The following is a 17,778-nucleotide window of genomic DNA, read 5'->3' as shown; positions in this document are numbered from 1 at the left end:
TAATTATATCAATTCCAACATGAAGAGAATTACGATGGGGCTGTCATTACTCACGATGGTAATGGCGGCCCATGCTCAGGACAAAAGCAAGCCGGCCGGAGATTCTGCAAAGGTGAGCAAAAACATGGCTTATGAGAAAGTTATTACCAAAGACGCCATTACCCGTCAGGGGATGTTTACCGTTCACCTGGTAGATAACAAGTACTACTTTGAAATACCTGATTCCCTGTTAAAAAGGGATATCCTGGTGGTTACCCGTTTTGTCGGTACACCGGAACTCTCCGGGGTATATGCTGGTGAAAAGGCCAATGAACGTACCATCTATTTTGAAAAAGGACAGGGTAACAAACTCCTCATGCGGGTGGATGTGTTTTCTGTGAGGGTGAAAGATGAAAATCAGGCATTGGCTAAAGCCGTGCAGTCATCCGCAATAAAACCCATTACAGCCGCCTTCGATATCAAAACCGTCAATAGTGCCAATGGCAATATGGTGATCGATGTCACTGATTTCCTGAAAAAGGACAACAGTGCATTATCCATAGATGCAGCGGTAAAGAACGATATGAAACTGGGCAGTATTGCAGATGACCGTTCCTTTATTACCAGTGTGAATGCATATCCGATCAATATCGAGGTACGTACTACCCGTACCTACACGACTTCAGGCGCTGCTATTCCGGCTGCGGCTTTGTCAGGCGCTGTTACCCTGGAGATGAACGTCTCTATGGTATTGTTGCCGAAAGAGCCGATGCGTAAGCGCTTATTCGATGAAAGGGTTGGTTTTATGGCCAGTAAGTATATCCTTTTTGATGAAGATGCACAGGTGTCACAGGAGAAATACCTGATTCAGCGTTATCGCCTGGAACCTAAACCGGAAGACCTGGAGAAATACAAACGCGGAGAGCTGGTAGAACCAGTTAAACAGATCGTTTACTATATCGATCCGGCTACACCGAAGAAATGGCGTCCTTACCTGATCGCCGGGGTGAATGACTGGCAGAAGGCATTCGAACAGGCAGGTTTCAAAAACGCTATCGTTGCAAAGGAATGGCCGGAAGGAGATACTACCATGAGCCTGGAAGATGCAAGATTTTCTGTAATACGTTACCTGGCGTCTCCTATTCCGAATGCGTATGGTCCGAGGATCAGTGATCCCCGTAGCGGTGAGATCATAGAAAGCCATGTAGGATGGTATCACAACGTCATGAAACTGATCCATGACTGGTACATGATACAGGTAGGACCAAATGATGCGCGCGCCCGTAAAATGGTATTTGACGACGAACTGATGGGAGACCTGATCCGCTTCGTATCCTCTCATGAAATAGGACACACGATCGGTCTGCGTCATAACATGGGCGCCAGCAGTCAGACGCCGGTAGAGAAACTTCGTGATAAAGCCTGGGTAGAAGCCAATGGTCATACCGTATCCATCATGGACTATGCACGTTTCAACTACGTGGCACAACCGGAAGATAATATCGGTAAAGCAGGGTTGTATCCCCGTATCGGCGCTTATGATAAATGGGCAATACAGTGGGGTTACAAACAGATCTTCAATACCAGTGATGAGTATCAGGATAGTAAAATACTCAACAAATGGGTCGTAGACAGTCTGGCGGCTAATCCACGCCTGTGGTTTGGTGGTGAAGGCAAAGGAGAAGATCCGAGAAGCCAGACGGAAGACCTGGGAGATGATGTGATGGTAGCCAATGAATACGGTATCAAAAACCTGAAAAGGGTAGTACCGGAACTGGTGAAGTGGACGGCGGAAGACGGGGATATGGATGATAACCTGGAGCGGATCTATAAAGGCGTGGTAAAGCAGTACACCAAGTACCTGTATCATGTAATGAAGTATATCGGCGGACAGTACGTTACCCGCAAGAGTGCCGAACAGCCAGGCGATGTATACGAGAAGCTGCCGAAGGCCAGGGTGAAGGAAGCGATCAGCTTCATCGGTCGTAACCTCATGGAACCCCCATTGTGGTTGTATGACAAGAGCATCACCACCCGGCTGAATATATTTGAGATGGATGAAATCATGACCATGCAGAATAACATGATGACCACCATCCTCAATGCAGGAATGATGTACAACCTGGTACAGCGCTATACCAACGGTAAAGAGCAGTATACTGTTACAGAATACCTGAATGATGTGAAAAAAGCTGTCTGGAAACCGCTGGCGGGCGATCCGGTAAAAGATACGTACTACAGGGGAGTACAACGCATGTATGTTGAAAAACTGGTAATGGCGATCAATACCTCCAGACTAAAAGAAGGCAAGCTGTTGAACAATCTGGAAAGGAGTGATGCCAGTCTGTATGCAAGAACCCATCTGCAGGCTATTAAAAATGAACTCATGATCAGCAATGTGCCGGGAGCACTAAATCAGGCGCATAAAACTAACCTGATCAGAGAGATAGACAAATCCCTGAAGGGAGATGATAAATAAAGGTTTTGAGTGATGAATGCAAATCGCCGGTGCTGGTTCTCCAGCCCGGCTTTTTTTATGCACACCTGTTTCCTGTCTGCCAGTCTGCTTTTCCCGCTGGGGATCGTTCGTTACCTGTATAACTGACTTATTTAAGGAGAAATCTCCATAAGACTGTCGGGGCCGGCGAAATGTTACATAGTATTGGGTAACTTTGTACTACGTATGAAGCTGATAAAACAACTAAAAGGACTGTTTTCCACGAAAGAAAAGCCGATCGGAAGCTATGCTGATTTCTGGAAATGGTTCCAGCCAAAGGAAAAAGGATTTCGTAATGCTGTCAGGACCGGTCAGCGGGTGGATGAAGATTTCCTTGATCCGATCTTTTCCAAACTGCAGGAACTGAGAAGCGGCATCTATCTGCTGGCAGGTATGAGCGACAACAATACCGTCGAACTGGTATTTACCGCAGAAGGTAACTTCCGGAACATCTATTTTGTGGAAGAACTGGTCGCTGCCGCACCCTTCATGCCCGGCTGGAAATTCACTGCTTCTAAACCACCGACAGATATCAGCAATTTCGTCATCGAAATGGGTGGGTATAAATATGATACAGCCAGTCTTTCCTTTTATCCGGAAGAAGACGCTGACTATCCTGATGAAATCCAGATCACAATCATCCATAAGGATTTTAACACTGAAAATAGCCGGGATATCACCCTGGGGGTATATAACTATCTTGATAACTATCTGGGCGAATTAAACGCCATTACAATCATCGATTCCCTCGCCGTAAAAGGGCCCGTTGAAGCGGAGCAGGAGCTGATCGCTATCGAGAAACTGGAAGGCTACCTGAAATGGCGACAGAAGGAGTTTGTGGAAAAGTATGACGCTGTACGGCATAATGTTAAGGAAGATATGTATGCTTCCCTCAACGGCGAACTGGAAGATGGCCGCCCATTGGTGATGATCGTTAACAGCACCCTGCTGGAATGGGAAGGGAAAGCTTCTCACCCCTGGATCATTGATTTTACCATGGAATATAATGGGGAGCAGACCAACGGTATGCCTGATAAACCTACTTATCAGCTGATGGATACGATCGAGGACGAAATGGCTGCTAAACTGCCGGACCTGGAAGGCTATTTAAATATCGGCCGGCAAACCGGTGGTAGTAAACGCAAGGTCTATATGGCCTGCCGCGATTTCCGCAAAACATGCAAAGTCTTTGATCAGCTGAATGATCAGCACGGGCATAATATTAGCATGAACTTAACTGTTTTTAAAGACAAATACTGGCGGTCTTTTGATAAATTCAGGGTTTAAACCACAACTACATCATTCCTGCATAAGGAAGTTATAAATAATACGCAATGATTAAACACGTTGAGATCCTGGATACCAAGATCCTCTCTGATAACTGGTATATACTGAAGAAAGTTACCTACGAATACACAATGGCCGACGGACGCAAAGAAGTGCAATCCCGTGAAGCCTATGACAGAGGAAACGGCGCCACCATACTGCTGTATAATAAAGAACGTAAAACCGTTATTCTCACCCGTCAGTTCAGACTTCCGACTTATATCAATGGTAATCCGGACGGGATGCTGATAGAAGCCTGTGCCGGTCTGCTGGACAAAGACAATGCGGAAGACTGCATCCGCAGAGAAACAGAAGAAGAAACAGGCTACAGGATTGAAAACGTGCAGAAGGTATTTGAAGCATATATGTCGCCCGGTTCAGTAACGGAGATCCTTTATTTCTTCGTGGCGGAATATAAACCACATATGAAAATCGGTGATGGCGGCGGACTGGAGCACGAGCAGGAAAATATCGAAGTATTGGAACTACCATTCGAAAAAGTCCTGGAAATGGTACGCAGCGGTGAAATTAAGGATGCGAAGACCATCATGCTTATTCAATATCTGCAGATCCACCAGTTGTTGTCCTGAACATCCTGAAACGGTATTGGTCACCTGACAGCCGGAATCTATTCCGGCTTTACTCACTTTGGTAATATCTGATATGTATAGTACATTTATACGTCAGGGTACTGTAAATTTAAAAACTGTACGGTTTGTCAGGTGAACAATTATTATGGGATGCGGTCAGAAATAGTGATGTAAAAGGCCTGGAAGCATTATATAAAAAGTATAATGAAGCTTTATACAGCTATGGTAAGAAATTTACCGGGGATACCCACCTGGTAGAAGATGCCGTACAGGAAACATTCATCTCCATCTGGAAATACCGGGAACGTCTCTCCGTGACTTCCATGTTCAATCTCTATATCTTCAAATCTTTCCGTAACCACCTGTTCCGTCTTATCAAAGAACAACAAAATACCTCCTACCAGGAAGATGACCTGTCCTTCTCGTTTGAACTGGGTTTTGATGCCCGTTTTATTGAAGGAGAGGAGGCCGCTATACTATCTGCCCAGATCCGCCAGGCGCTTTCCAAACTGACCAGCCGGCAAAGAGAGATTATCTGGTTCCGCTTCTTTGAAGGCCGTTCTTTCGAAGAGATCGCAGAGATTATGGACATGCAGGTCAGGGCCACCTATAAGCTCTCTGCCCGTGCCCTGGCTTCCCTGAAAGAAATTATGGAAGGACCAGCCCTCTTATTGTTGCTTTCCTTATTAAGGAATTGATAATTAGCTATATAGCTCTTCCCCTTTCCCCACTCATTGCAAGTTTCTCTGCCTGTTTCAAAAAAAACTGAAAAAAAGTTAAAAAACGTGGGGCACTTTTAGTGTAATGTCTTCTTTTATATACAAACGCTTACCAAAATCGAATCTTAAAGGATGAAACGCTCCGTTCATTACTATGCCAGCTTTACTGCCATCCAACTGGCCGCAGATCCTTACTTCCTGGAATGGGTAAGGTTCCCTGATGCTGCTGGTAACCAGTTCTGGGAGCAATTCCTGTTGACTTATCCGCATAAAACTGCCGATATCGCCCGTGCCGGTGAGATCGCACGTAGTATGTATGCATTGGCTGACAAGCCTTCCGCGCAACAGCAGGAAGATAACTGGAAGCGTATCCAGGCAGCTTTGCCAGATACTCAACTGGCCATGCCACGTCGTTCCATCCTGCGTACGATACGACCGGTATGGACAGCTGCAGCCGCTGTAGCCGTAGCAGCTATCGCCGTATGGCTGATATTTCGCCCGGTAACCAGAGAAGTGAGTATCGCTTCCGGTTACGGAGAGGTAAAAGGCGTTTTGCTGCCAGATGGCACACAGGTAAAACTGAATGGTAATTCAAGCTTACGATATAGTGAACAATGGAAAGCCGGATCACCCAGGGAAGTCTGGGTGGAAGGGGAAGCCTTCTTTGACGTAAAACCGGTAGCCAGTAACAATGCCTCTCAACGCTTTGAAGTGCACAGCGGCGATATCGATGTACAGGTCCTTGGTACATCATTCAACGTGCGCAGCCGCAGAGGGATCAGTGATGTAATGCTGACTACAGGAAAGGTCATGGTGGCGGCCGACGGGAAAGAGCAACTCCTGTCCAGCCCCGGAGAACTGGCCACATTCAATCAGAAAAGACTGGAGAAAAAAGTAGTACCGGTCGCTAACTACACCAGCTGGCAGGAACAGAAACTGCAACTGGAACAAACCAGCGTAGCTGATCTCTTCGCAAGGCTGGAAGATGACTGGGGTTATAATATCCGGCTGAACGACACTTCCCTGCTTCAGAAGAAGATCAGCGGGGAAATAGACATGAAGGATAAACAGGTATTAATTAATGCGCTTGCTTTGATACTACATGCAGATGTATCACAACAGGGAGAATCAACCATCATAATCACACCCAACTAACAATCTGACAAGAAAGGGGACAAGTTTTTAATTCAAAATCACAACAGGCATGATCAATCTGAAAAAGGTTGCGGCCTTCTGCTGTCTGCTCTTATGCAGCTTGCAGATATTTGCTGCCGTAACCCGCCAAAATCAACCGGGAATTTCGCTGAAAGAAGCGCTTAAAAACGCCTCTTCCAGGTTCCATGTATCCTTTATCTATGAAGATGAACTGGTAGCTAATAAGACCGCTAAGGTGCTGCCGGACGCCAGTTTTAAAAACGTGGAAGGATATCTTGATGTTATTCTGAAACCTTATCACCTGCAATTCAGAAAACTAAGCAATACACAATATGCCGTATTTGCTAAACAACCTGATGCAGCTGCCAGAGACAAAGAAAGATCAAAAACCAATCAGATGGCTCCGGAAGAAGCTGCCCCTTCACAGGCAGCTCCCGGCCAGCCTGTACGGTCAATACAGATAGAGATCGGTAACGGTGACGGTGAACAGGATAATACGCGCTTCCTGTTTGGCGTCGTGACTGACGACAACGCAGCGCCTATCACCTCCGCTACCGTAAGAGTGCCTGGTACGAATGTCATGACACTGACGAATGCGCAGGGTGAATTCAAGCTAAAAGTGCCTTTGAATACGCGTAGTCTGCAGATCTCCTGTGTAGCCTATGAAACACAGGAATTACAACTCTCCAGAACGACTTATTACGACGTAAAACTGAAAGATAAAACCGGTTATCTGAAGCCTGTTGAAGTAGTCTCTACCGGTTATGTGAATCTGCCTAAAGAACGTGCCACCGGATCTTTCGGAGTCGTGACAGCAAAAGAACTGGAGAAAGTACCTACTGCCAACGTATTACAACGTCTCGAAGGACAGGTGCCCGGCTTACAGCTGCAGGTCACTTCCGGTGATAACAGTTTTGTGTATGATAACGTGACACCCGCCATTAATAGTAATACAAGAACGATCGGCCGTAATGACTATGGTGTGAATATCCGTGGTACAACCACCATCAGAAGTGAAAGTATGCCATTGGTCGTAATTGATGGTTTCCCTACTGAAATGGACCTGAAGACCTTCAATCCGAATGATATTGAACAGATCACTTTCCTGCGTGATGCAGCAGCAGCCTCTATCTGGGGCGCCCGTGCAGCTAATGGTGTGATCGTAGTAACAACAAAGAAAGGCAGAATGCGTCAGCCGGCTGTGAACTTCTCCGCAGGTTTCGGCACACAGGCCAGGCCAGCTGTAAGTTATCTGCCATTGATGAATTCCAGTCAGGTACTTGCTTATGAGAAAGAACTGGTAGACAAAGGCGTGATCAATGCTTCCACCTATAATCCCTATACCTCCGGTGTTAAATATTTTGTCAACGAAGGTACTGACCTGGCTTATCAGCTGCGTAGTGGCAGGATCACCCAGGCAGAATATGATGCCGCTGTTACCCGCCTGGGATCCATCAATAACTATGGTCAGATAGAAGACTACCTGTTACAGCGTGCCACCAGTCAGAACTATAACCTGTCTATCAGCGGTGGCTCCGATGTGCATACCTATTTCGTATCCGGCTCTTATGCAAAAGAGAGTCCGAGTACTGTCGGCAGCGTAGGCGAAAGGATCACACTCACAGCCAACCAGGAACTGAAGATCATTAAAAAGATCACCCTGGCTTTAAGCCTCAAAGGATCTTTCTTTAACTACAAGCAGAATGGTAAAGGCGCCGGCGCATTGCTGAACGGTGCGAATACATTCCTGCCTTACAACTCCATCGCAGATGGCAATGGTAATCCTACAAGGTATTACTATGGTATAGGCGAACACTATGCTGATTCATTGACCGCAATGGGGTATAAAGATTGGTCATACAACTATATCGACGAACTCAAACTGGTCAATAACAGTGCATCCGATAACAACTATTCCGGTAACCTGAGTCTTAATATTCCGATCTACAAAGGACTGACATTTAACGGTTCCTATGCCGTGGAACGTGTGAACTTCAAAAACGAAGTATTGAATGATGTGAAATCATTTTACACACGTAATATTTTCAACCAGGGTACAGTGATGCAGAATGGTCAGCTCAGAAAGAACGTACCGGAAGGCGCGATCTTTTCAAACAACTATACCACACAGGATAACCATAGTCTCAGAGGTCAGTTCTCCTTTAACAGAGGTTTTGGTAGCATCCACGAACTGAATGCGCTGGCTGGTGCGGAAATACGCGAAACAAATGCGGGTTCCTCCACGTTCACGCTGTACGGTTATAATCCTGAAACTGGTATCTCGCAGAATGTGGATTACCTGACCCCTTATTCAACGATCTTCTATAGTTCTGTATTTGCGGGTGCTCCTTCTCAGACAGACCGCAGGAACCGTTTTCTTTCCTACTTCGGTAATGCGGCCTACACCCTCATGAGCAGGTATACCTTTTCTGCCAGTGTGCGTTACGACGACTATAACAACTTTGGTCTCGACAGGAAATTCAGGGCAAAGCCTTTCTGGTCTGCCGGTGCAAGCTGGAATATCACACGGGAAGATTTCATGAGACAGCTGAGCTGGATCAGCAATCTGACCTTACGTGCTACTTACGGTGTGAATGGTAACATCAACCGTGAACTGCGTCCCTTTACAAATATCGGTATAGGTACTTCTGATTTTCAGACAGGGCTGCCATATGCGACCATCACTGCTTACGCCAATCCTGCCCTCCGTTGGGAAAGCACTTACGTGACCAACTTAGGTATCGACTACTCCCTGTTCAATGGACGACTGAGTGGTATGTTTGAAGTCTATAACAAAAAGGGAAAAGATATCATTTATCCGCTGGAAATAAATCCGACTTATGTGGGGGCTAATAATACACTCAGCAGAAATGGCGTGACGATGTCCAACCGTGGTATAGATATCGCTGTCAATGGTGCCGTAATAGACAGCAAAAGCTTCGGATGGAGCGTTGGTCTGACATTTTCTTACAACAGTAATAAAGTAACAGATAACCGCTTCGGACCAACTACCTCCCTGTATTCCAGTTTATCTAATACCGTCCTGAATGGTTATCCTTCTGATGGTGTATGGGTATATAAGAATGCGGGTCTGAGCAGCACCGGTCTCACACAGATCTACAATGAAAAAGGAGAGAAGTTACTGCCGTCTCAGAACGTGACCAGTGTGGATGCGTTGAAATATACCGGTCGTCGTTCTGCACCGTACTACGGTTCTGTGAATAACACCTTCCGTTATAAAAACTGGTCAATGTATGCGCTGATCACTTATAGCTTCGGCAATGTATTCCTGAAACCAGCAGTATCTAATTATCCAAGTACAAGAACATTCAGTTACAGCCTGAGTGCTGATATTGCTGATCGCTGGCAGCAACCAGGTGATGAAGAAAAGACAGTAGTACCTGTTGTGGGTAATGCTTATTCTCCACTGGCAGCTTTCCGTTATGCTTTCTCAGATGTAAATGTGCAGCCGGGTGATTACATCCGTTTCCGTGAATTATCACTGGGATACCAGTTGCCGGAAGCCTTTGCGGGAAAAGTATTTGCAAAGAATATCAAGGTAAGTGGCGTTGTACGCAACCTGGGACTGATATGGAAAAAGAACGACGTAGGACTGGATCCGGATTTCGTTCCGGCATTGAGCAGCACGGTGATGCACCTGCCGCCAACGACGAATTACAGTCTGATGATCAACATTGGTTTATAACAACTGAAAAATCGGGATGATGAAAATGATCAATATAGCAGCAGCGGTACTGGGTACGATGATCCTGACCGCAGGTTGTTCAAAATATACAGATATCAAAACCCAGGGATCGCTGATTCCTGGTCAGATCAGCAATTACCGCTATCTGCTTAATTATACAGATACCTATGAATACGGTGCTTATCTGCCGGATCTCGCATCTCAGGATATAGAGATTACGGACAGCACACAGCAGGTAGCCATCAACAATACGATCAGCAGTGCTTTCTTCAGAAATACGTATACCTGGCGCACGCCGATCTATGAAAATACGCTTGACAGGGACAGAGACTGGGACACTTATTATGGACGTATTTACAACTGTAACGTGATCCTGGATGAAGTACCCGGTGTAACAGACGGTACTGCGGAAGAGAAAGCGGAGTTGATGGCAGAAGCACTGACCCATCGTGCAGATGCTTATCTGAACCTGGTGAATGAATACGGTAAACCATACAATGCCGGTACTGCTGCTGCGGATCCGGGCGTACCATTGCTGGTCACGCCTTCTCTGGACCAGCCACTGAACCGTGCAACTGTTGCCGCTGTATATAGCCGTATTGAAGCAGATCTGAAAACTGCTGCGCTGTCATTGCCACGGACTACACAATACAATACACTGCCTGGGAAAGCGGCTGCCTGGTCATTGCTGGCAAGGATGTATCTGCTGATGGGTAACTATCCTGCGGCAGGTACGTATGCAGACAGTGCATTGGCTGTTAAATCTACTTTGCTGGACCTGACTGCCGGTGCAGTGCCTTTACGCAGAAATAATCCGGAGACCATCCTGAGTAAAATTGCAGGTACTTCCTTCGCCTGGGCGCCTACTACGATGCGTTTAAGCCAGGAACTGCTGGATCTGTTGGGTACGAAGGATATGCGTTATCAGTTGTTTACCGCTGATGCGCCTTCCATGCTGGGAGCTGGTTATACAGGCCGCTTCTTCTCTTACGAAAGGATCAACTACGAGAACCGTAGTATTGGTACATCCGTACCGGAGATGATGTTGATCAAGGCAGAAAGCCTCGCCAGGAATAACAATGCCGGTGCTGCAATGGAACTGGTAAATAAACTGCGGGAGAAGCGTTTCCAGGCAGCTGACTATGTAGTGTTGACAGCGACCGATGTGAATGATGCTATCGTAAAAGTCATCCAGGAGCGTCGCCGTGAATTCTTCTGCCGGATGCTGCCATGGTTTGACCAGCGTCGCCTGAAGGACGATCCTCTGTTCAGAAAAACATATACCCGCACCTGGCAGGGCGCCACTTATAGACTAGACCCTACGAGTAACAGATATGTATTCCCGATAGCACAATACTACATCAATCTGAACCCGGAGATTCAACAGAATCCGTGATCAGTATCAATGAATCATAAAAAGGAAATCAATGAAATTATCTGGAATTGCGCTGCTGATGCTGGCTTCCATGACCGCCGTAAGTGCAGGTGCGCAGCAGAAATTTGAGCTGTCACCCGAGAGACCCAAGCTGGGAGATAAGGTGCATGTGACCTACCGTCCTGATAGTACCCTGTTAAAGACAGGCAAACCGGTAAAGGCGGTCGCATATTACTTTGACACACTTTACCACTGGTCAGTAGTTGACCTACGCTTAAAACAGGCTGTAAAGGGTGTTTATGAGGCAGATGTACGGCTGGACTCCACTGTCGGTCTGATCGCCTTTAAATTCAGAGCAGGAGAGGTGACTGACAGCAACGATGATGCGGGTTATGTGATCATGAATGCACAACCCGGCAGACAATACAAAGGTGCTTACGCAGGGTATGGTATGCTCCGTGCCGAAAGATATGGAATGGGGATTCCGGGTTATTACAGGAATTTCCAGATCAGTGATACGGCTTATTATTTCTGGTTAAACCAGGAAATCGGCTATCAGCAGGGTGCTTCCCGTGCGCTGGCGTATCCTTTTATCATCGCCTATGCCAATATGACGATGCCACAAGGCGGTCCTACGGATACCTTACCACGCATCCGGCGTGCGGCTGCTTATCTCATGAGTCTTCCTGATCAGACAGAAAAGGAAATGTATGAGATCGCTGTTATTGCAGAGCGTTATCTGAAAAACAAAGGCAAAGCGGACTCTGTCCGTACTGTAATGCGCCAGCGCTATCCTAAAGGCATCCTCAGTAAGCAGGATGCGTATCAGGCATTCATACGTGAACACGATCCTAGGAAGAACTTCGCGATGGCGGAACAATTCGTACTGGATTATACACCGGATGCCACCCTGGATAAACTGGCTGATATCAGTTTTGACCGTGTGTACAAAACTATTTTCGCTAACTACATCGCGAAGAATGACAGCACTTTACTGCCGCGTTATGCAGCAAAGGCGCCTGTCAGTGCAATGGCCCAGGCATACTATAAGCTGGTGGAAATACCATACGAAGACTGGAAAACACTGACTGCAAAACAGGTCTATCCTGTTGCAGTTGCTATCATGGAAAGAGTGGAATACCTGAAGGCACATCGCCCGAAGGAGTACTTCTATTACTCTCCTGAACAATGGGCGGAAGAGTGTGACAGAATATTTGCAAATGATCAGATCACACATGCCCAGATATTGCATGAGACGGGCCGTGATAAAGAAGCGATGCAACTGGCTAACCATGCCCAGGAACGATATCAGTATAGCCGGGCGAAACTGAACGAATTACAGGCAGAACTCTTGCTGAAAGCTGGTAAAAATAAAGAGCTTTCTGAAGTACTGCATAACAGCGTACGACTGAATCAGGCATCTGCCCGCATCTTTGAATTACTGAAAAAAGAATACTTGAACACACATAAAAATGCCGATGGATTTGATGCGTGGTTGTCTTCTCTGAAAGATGCGCACACTATGGAACTGTTGGTAGAAGATGTGCAGAAGGCAATGATTAATCGTCCTGCTATTCCTTTCTCTCTTGACCTGATGGATGGAAAACCGGTATCTCTGTCTTCACTGGCCGGTAAGGTAGTGGTACTGGACTTCTGGGCTACCTGGTGCGGTCCTTGTAAAGCAGCGATGCCAGGTATGCAGATGGCGCAGGAGCGTTTTAAAAACGATACTTCTGTTGTGTTCTTCTTTGTAGATACGCAGGAGAGAGACGCGGACTACAGAACTAAAGTGAAATCTTTTATCGCGCAGAAAAAATATCCGTTCAAAGTGCTGTTTGACAAGGGTGAAGACGCTTATGCCGGATATGCTAAAGCCATCCAGACTTCTGGTATACCTTTCAAGGTAGTGATTGATGGAAAGGGTAACATCCGTTTTGCACAGGTAGGCTACTATGGTAGTCCGAGTGCGCTGGCAGATGAAATCAGCACCATGGTATCACTGGCCCGCGAAGCAAAATGATGGTTGATAATAAAAAAGTAAAGAGATATGATGGAGCGCAGTTTACTGCATTCCTGCAATTTTAACACCATGAGTTTCTTACATACATTACTACTGACGCTGCCTTCTTTCTTTCATCCAGGGTCGCAGCCGCTTCCTGCAGATACGCCGTATCAGTCTGTAAATGTCGATTACTATAATGCAGACAGTACGGTGCATTTTGGTGCTACACTGACGATGCCACATACAAAGAAGCCTTGTCCGGCAGTGGTACTGTTATCCGGTACAGGTAAGCAGGACAGAGATGGTACGATGGCAGGGCATAAGATGTTTTTCGTCATTGCAGATTATCTGTCCAGGAATGGGATAGCTGTACTGAGAGTAGATGACAGAGGCGTGGGAGCCACCGGTGGTGAATATGAAGATGCCACTACCGCCGATTTTGCAAATGATGCATTAACCGGGCTGCACTGGCTGATGGGGTATAAAGGCATCAATCCGCATAAGGTGGGATTGATCGGTCATAGTGAAGGCGGTGCAGCGGCGTATATTGCGGCTTCAGAAAGCCGGGATGTGGCGTTTATCATCTCGCTCGCGGGACTGGCTACACCAGGATTGCAGGCACTGAAAAAACAGAATGAGATGATTGTGCATAAAGCACCTATTTCAGAACAAAAGAAATATCGCTTTAACAGTATCAACGAGGTGATGTTTGATACGGTATATGCATACGCACAATCACCGGCATTGGAAGCGCACATGCGGAATGCATATAAGATCTGGCAGGCGGCAGACAGTGCCTATATGGTGGCCCATCCACAGGATCCTGCTGACAAAGGCCGTTTCTTTTTTCCGATGGAGTCATATGTCATGATGGCTACCGGCCCCTGGTACCGTTATCATGTACGCTTTGACCCTGCGCCTTTTCTCGAAAAGATAAAAGTGCCTTTCCTGGCCATTAACGGAGACAAGGATATTATGGTCGATGCAGAAAGCAGTCTGGCTTATATCACGCAACATACTGCGGACAATAAAAATGTCACAACGCTGAAAGCACCAGGTTTAAATCACCTGTTTCAGCATTGTAAGGAATGTACGAACAGTGAACCATCACAGCTAAAAGAGGATTTCGCTCCTGAAGTCCTGCACACCATATCCGAATGGATCAAAAAAAATACCGGCTCGCATTAAGCGGCCGGTATTTTCCTTATAGAGGATAGCTTATATCGTTATTTTCAGCCATTTCCTGGCTTCCGCAATATCAACGACCTCTGTACCGAAACTGGAACGTGTTTCCAGTTTCTTCAGATTCGGACGGTTCAGTATCTCCTTCTGCAACGTTGAATCATCAAGGGAACCCTGCACACACAATACTGACCATTGCGGTACCTCCAGTAATTCAAGGAAACGCTTACGCGACGTATGGCCGGAGTACCGTACATTCACCGTTTTCAGCCTGGGTAATGTAGCCAGTACCTTTACATTCAGAAAACCATCATGTAGATTGAATGAGATCTCTTCCAGCTGCTGAAATACGGAGAAATTATCCTGTAAGCCTGCCAGACTGCCCGCATTAGCGATATCCAGTTTCTTCAGTTTTTTACACCCCATCACAGCTTCCGGTAATTCCCTTGTACCAAAACCTGCTATAACCAGGTGTTCCAGTTTAGGAAGTACTGTCAATAACTTGCCTCTCAGGTGTAATTCCTTCAGTGACTGGAAGCCACTATCCAGGGTCAATAAGGCGTCTTCTTTCTGATAATCGACGTTCAGTACTTCCAGGGCAGGAAGATCTTTTAAAACGGCTGGAATCGCTGTTAACTGACAATTGAACAACGACAGTTTTTTAAGACCCTGTAAAGCAGCAAAAGCATCCGGAACCGTACTGATATTATTATAAGAAAGATTCAGTGATTCAAGTCCGGGCATCCTGGACAATACTTCCGGCACTTCCTGCAGGTAGCAGTCTGCCAGATCAATGGTAGTCACCTGGTCCATAGTAGCCAGTTCGTCATCAAGACTTTCCAGCGGATTATTAGACAGATTCAGCTGCTGTATCTCCTTAAGTGCGAACAACTCTTTTGGCAGACTTTTGAGTTTCATCTTCGACAGGTCGGCCCGTTTGTTCTTTGACAACAGGGCTTTTTCCAGTCTTTTCAAAACCGGTGAAGCAGCGGAATCAGGCTTCAGGATAGAAGTCCCTTTTGCCATTGCCTTCAATATATTGCCTGTCTGTACACTTTCCTCAGCTTTGCTCCAATAGCCTTTATTCAGCACATCCGCAGGCTCATGTGCCGGTGCGTCCTTCAGTTCAATATCCGACAACCAGACGCCTCTTTTCACCTTGTCTGAGTGGAAGTTGAAACTATGATCGGAAGAGAGAATCACTTCTGCGGAGATATCTCCATTAATGTCAGACATGCCATGGTTATAGCAGCCGGCATATAAGGTTTGTTCAACGGTCACATTGCCCTCAATACGCATATAGCCGCCGCCCATGAAGATGTTCTTCGCAGAGACGTTACCCAGTACCAGTGTGAAAGGACCATAATCCGTTTCCGGTTGCGTGAGTAAACCGTCAATTGTAAGATTTCCGCGGAAAAGTACCCCGCAGCGATCTTGGGTATAGAACATTTTGTCAAGATCGAGACTTTCGAAATGCGCATCATTGTCAAAGACATAGAAGTTACCCGTTAAGCCTTCGAGCATAAATGTCGACACACCAGGCGTTTTGTATTGTTCCAGGGCTTCCTGCAGCGTCATGATACGTGCATCGTCAATGGTTGTGTAGGATTTGGGATGATCCATATAGGTTTTTTCAATCTGTGTTTTTTAAAATCGGGATAAATATACAATGCCGAATGCAATTATTTAATGTATGTTGATAGGTAGTGTATCACCTCTGGATACCTGAAAGCGTGTACAGTGCATTGGTACGTCAGTGGTGATGGCCTGGAAGTAATTGGTAGTCATCTCGTTATGACGGTTCTTCGATCAAAAACAGCCTAAGGATATGGATATCAGTGGCTTATTTGCCTGTTCTTCGATGTACAACGAAGGTATCCCGTAACTACGCCGTTATTACTCCGTTTATGAACGTAGCGGTAACGGCATAGTTACGGGATAATAACGGTATAGTACGAAGAATTAACAATAAGAAATGCATTAGATGGAGGTCTCCCGGGAACCTAACAATTGCCAGGAAAAAGATGATAATATGTAGATTTTGTTGTTTAAAGTCCGTATCCGGGAAGACTGATCACCCGTAACCACTGCCATATAATGAAAATCTCCTGTGCACTATTTGCCAAATGGCAAATGATATGAAAGGGAAGAGTCCCACCTTTGAATCGTCAAAAATGAATGACGACATACAAATTTCTAAAGCACAAAAAATAGTTGAGATGAAAATAGCATTAGTTACAGGGGCAAATAAAAGTATTGGTTTTGAAACAGTCCGCATACTGGCAGGACAAGGTTACCAGGTTTACCTCGGTAGCCGGGACGTAGAAAATGGAAAGGCAGCAGTTGCCAGCTTAAACGCACAGGGTTTACAATCCATTACCCCGGTACAGATAGACGTGACAGATCCTGCCTCTGTTGAACAGGCAAAAGCTTTTATCGCAGAACAGTCCGGACATCTGGATATACTGGTGAATAATGCCGGTATCCTGGGTGATTTCCCCCAGACAGCCGTAGCTGCTCCGATAGAAAGTATCCGGAAGGTATTTGATACCAACTTCTTCGGTACCATCAATGTTATACAGACCTTCCTGGAATTGCTGTACAAGAGTCAATCACCTGTTATCGTAAATGTCACTTCCGGACTGGCCTCACTGACATTACACAATGATCCGGAATGGATTTACTATAAATACAAGACGGCCAGCTATGGTCCATCTAAAACTGCTTTGAATGCCTACACGATCACGTTGGCTTCAGAGTTACAGGAAAAAGGATTTAAAGTGAATGTAGTGGATCCGGGACATACCGCAACTGACTTCAACCGTCATACCGGTACAGGTACCGTAACAAGTGCCGCTGAGTTTGTGGCGCAATATGCGATGCTGGAGAGTGATGGGCCGACCGGTCAATATTTTAGCAAGGATATCCAGGAAGAGAGCAAGGTGAGTCCCTGGTAATTAATTTAGTATAGGCTTTACAGAGAGCTGAGGGGATGAATGCTCCTCAGCTTTTCAACTCACAGCTATGTGTCACACCGTCTGAAATATGGGACTATACCAGGAAGTCAATTTCTGACTGGAAGAATGTTTACCATGAGGCATGCAAAAGCTGTAGCATGATTGACAGATGTGGTGGGTTCTTTGCATCGGGGATGGCAAAGCACAGCAAGGCCATTCATGCGATATGATCCCGGCTATCCCAAAAAAGTTCCCATATAAGTACTAGTAAGAAATAAAAAGTACTGTAT

11 protein-coding genes are annotated in these 17,778 nt (G+C 46.1%); 10 read left to right on the top strand and 1 reads right to left on the bottom strand.

Annotated elements, in window-relative coordinates; translation table 11 throughout:
• Positions 1 to 19: 19 nt before the first annotated feature.
• The 9 genes from CPIN_RS30425 (at position 20) to CPIN_RS30385 (ending at position 14,537) form a co-directional block, all read left to right on the top strand.
• The gene (locus CPIN_RS30425) at positions 20 to 2,458 is read left to right on the top strand and encodes a zinc-dependent metalloprotease (RefSeq protein ID WP_012793726.1); all 2,439 of its coding nucleotides are present in this window, start codon (positions 20 to 22) and stop codon (positions 2,456 to 2,458) included.
• Between the two features lie 204 nt (positions 2,459 to 2,662).
• Positions 2,663 to 3,763, top strand: a complete 1,101-nt coding sequence (locus CPIN_RS30420; protein WP_012793725.1) for a DUF695 domain-containing protein — start codon at positions 2,663 to 2,665, stop codon at positions 3,761 to 3,763.
• A gap of 47 nt (positions 3,764 to 3,810) precedes the next feature.
• Positions 3,811 to 4,392, top strand: a complete 582-nt coding sequence (gene nudK / locus CPIN_RS30415) for a GDP-mannose pyrophosphatase NudK (RefSeq protein ID WP_012793724.1) — start codon at positions 3,811 to 3,813, stop codon at positions 4,390 to 4,392.
• A gap of 125 nt (positions 4,393 to 4,517) precedes the next feature.
• A complete protein-coding gene (locus tag CPIN_RS30410; protein WP_012793723.1) occupies positions 4,518 to 5,090 on the top strand; it encodes an RNA polymerase sigma factor in 573 nt (190 codons plus the stop codon).
• Positions 5,091 to 5,243: 153 nt separating this feature from the next.
• On the top strand, positions 5,244 to 6,266 hold the full coding sequence (locus CPIN_RS30405; RefSeq protein ID WP_012793722.1) for a FecR family protein: 1,023 nt from the start codon (positions 5,244 to 5,246) through the stop codon (positions 6,264 to 6,266).
• Positions 6,267 to 6,315: 49 nt separating this feature from the next.
• Entirely contained in the window at positions 6,316 to 9,972 is a 3,657-nt protein-coding gene (locus CPIN_RS30400) for a SusC/RagA family TonB-linked outer membrane protein (protein ID WP_012793721.1), read from the top strand.
• Between the two features lie 25 nt (positions 9,973 to 9,997).
• Complete coding sequence (locus CPIN_RS30395) at positions 9,998 to 11,368, top strand: RagB/SusD family nutrient uptake outer membrane protein (protein WP_245552048.1); 1,371 nt, start codon at positions 9,998 to 10,000, stop codon at positions 11,366 to 11,368.
• 31 nt (positions 11,369 to 11,399) lie between these two features.
• Positions 11,400 to 13,367 (top strand): TlpA family protein disulfide reductase, encoded by a 1,968-nt coding sequence (locus tag CPIN_RS37195; protein ID WP_012793719.1) that lies wholly within the window; start codon positions 11,400 to 11,402, stop codon positions 13,365 to 13,367.
• Positions 13,368 to 13,436: 69 nt separating this feature from the next.
• The gene (locus CPIN_RS30385; protein ID WP_148230676.1) at positions 13,437 to 14,537 is read left to right on the top strand and encodes an alpha/beta hydrolase family protein; all 1,101 of its coding nucleotides are present in this window, start codon (positions 13,437 to 13,439) and stop codon (positions 14,535 to 14,537) included.
• A 30-nt stretch (positions 14,538 to 14,567) separates the two neighbouring features.
• Here CPIN_RS30385 and CPIN_RS37190 read toward each other — a convergent pair whose 3' ends face one another.
• Complete coding sequence (locus tag CPIN_RS37190; protein WP_012793717.1) at positions 14,568 to 16,154, bottom strand: leucine-rich repeat domain-containing protein; 1,587 nt, start codon at positions 16,152 to 16,154, stop codon at positions 14,568 to 14,570.
• Positions 16,155 to 16,750: 596 nt separating this feature from the next.
• Between CPIN_RS37190 and CPIN_RS30375 the strand changes: the two genes are divergently transcribed.
• Positions 16,751 to 17,488, top strand: coding sequence for an SDR family oxidoreductase (locus CPIN_RS30375; protein WP_044222828.1), 738 nt, complete (start codon positions 16,751 to 16,753; stop codon positions 17,486 to 17,488).
• Positions 17,489 to 17,778 lie beyond the last annotated feature (290 nt).

The sequence above is a fragment of the Chitinophaga pinensis DSM 2588 genome (assembly GCF_000024005.1).
GTDB classification, from domain to species: domain Bacteria; phylum Bacteroidota; class Bacteroidia; order Chitinophagales; family Chitinophagaceae; genus Chitinophaga; species Chitinophaga pinensis.
Note: the sequence above shows the minus strand (reverse complement) of the source record. Positions and strands in the feature narration are given on the sequence as shown.

What these genes read in the sequence shown, in the direction of transcription:
- CPIN_RS30395 (WP_245552048.1), top strand. Translation starts at nt 9,998, where the DNA reads ATGATCAATATAGCAGCAGCGGTACTGGGTACGATGATCCTGACCGCA.
- CPIN_RS30385 (WP_148230676.1), top strand. Translation starts at nt 13,437, where the DNA reads ATGAGTTTCTTACATACATTACTACTGACGCTGCCTTCTTTCTTTCAT.
- CPIN_RS37195 (WP_012793719.1), top strand. Translation starts at nt 11,400, where the DNA reads ATGAAATTATCTGGAATTGCGCTGCTGATGCTGGCTTCCATGACCGCC.
- CPIN_RS30375 (WP_044222828.1), top strand. Translation starts at nt 16,751, where the DNA reads ATGAAAATAGCATTAGTTACAGGGGCAAATAAAAGTATTGGTTTTGAA.
- CPIN_RS30400 (WP_012793721.1), top strand. Translation starts at nt 6,316, where the DNA reads ATGATCAATCTGAAAAAGGTTGCGGCCTTCTGCTGTCTGCTCTTATGC.
- CPIN_RS30425 (WP_012793726.1), top strand. Translation starts at nt 20, where the DNA reads ATGAAGAGAATTACGATGGGGCTGTCATTACTCACGATGGTAATGGCG.
- nudK (WP_012793724.1), top strand. Translation starts at nt 3,811, where the DNA reads ATGATTAAACACGTTGAGATCCTGGATACCAAGATCCTCTCTGATAAC.
- CPIN_RS37190 (WP_012793717.1), bottom strand. Translation starts at nt 16,154, where the DNA reads ATGGATCATCCCAAATCCTACACAACCATTGACGATGCACGTATCATG.
- CPIN_RS30420 (WP_012793725.1), top strand. Translation starts at nt 2,663, where the DNA reads ATGAAGCTGATAAAACAACTAAAAGGACTGTTTTCCACGAAAGAAAAG.
- CPIN_RS30405 (WP_012793722.1), top strand. Translation starts at nt 5,244, where the DNA reads ATGAAACGCTCCGTTCATTACTATGCCAGCTTTACTGCCATCCAACTG.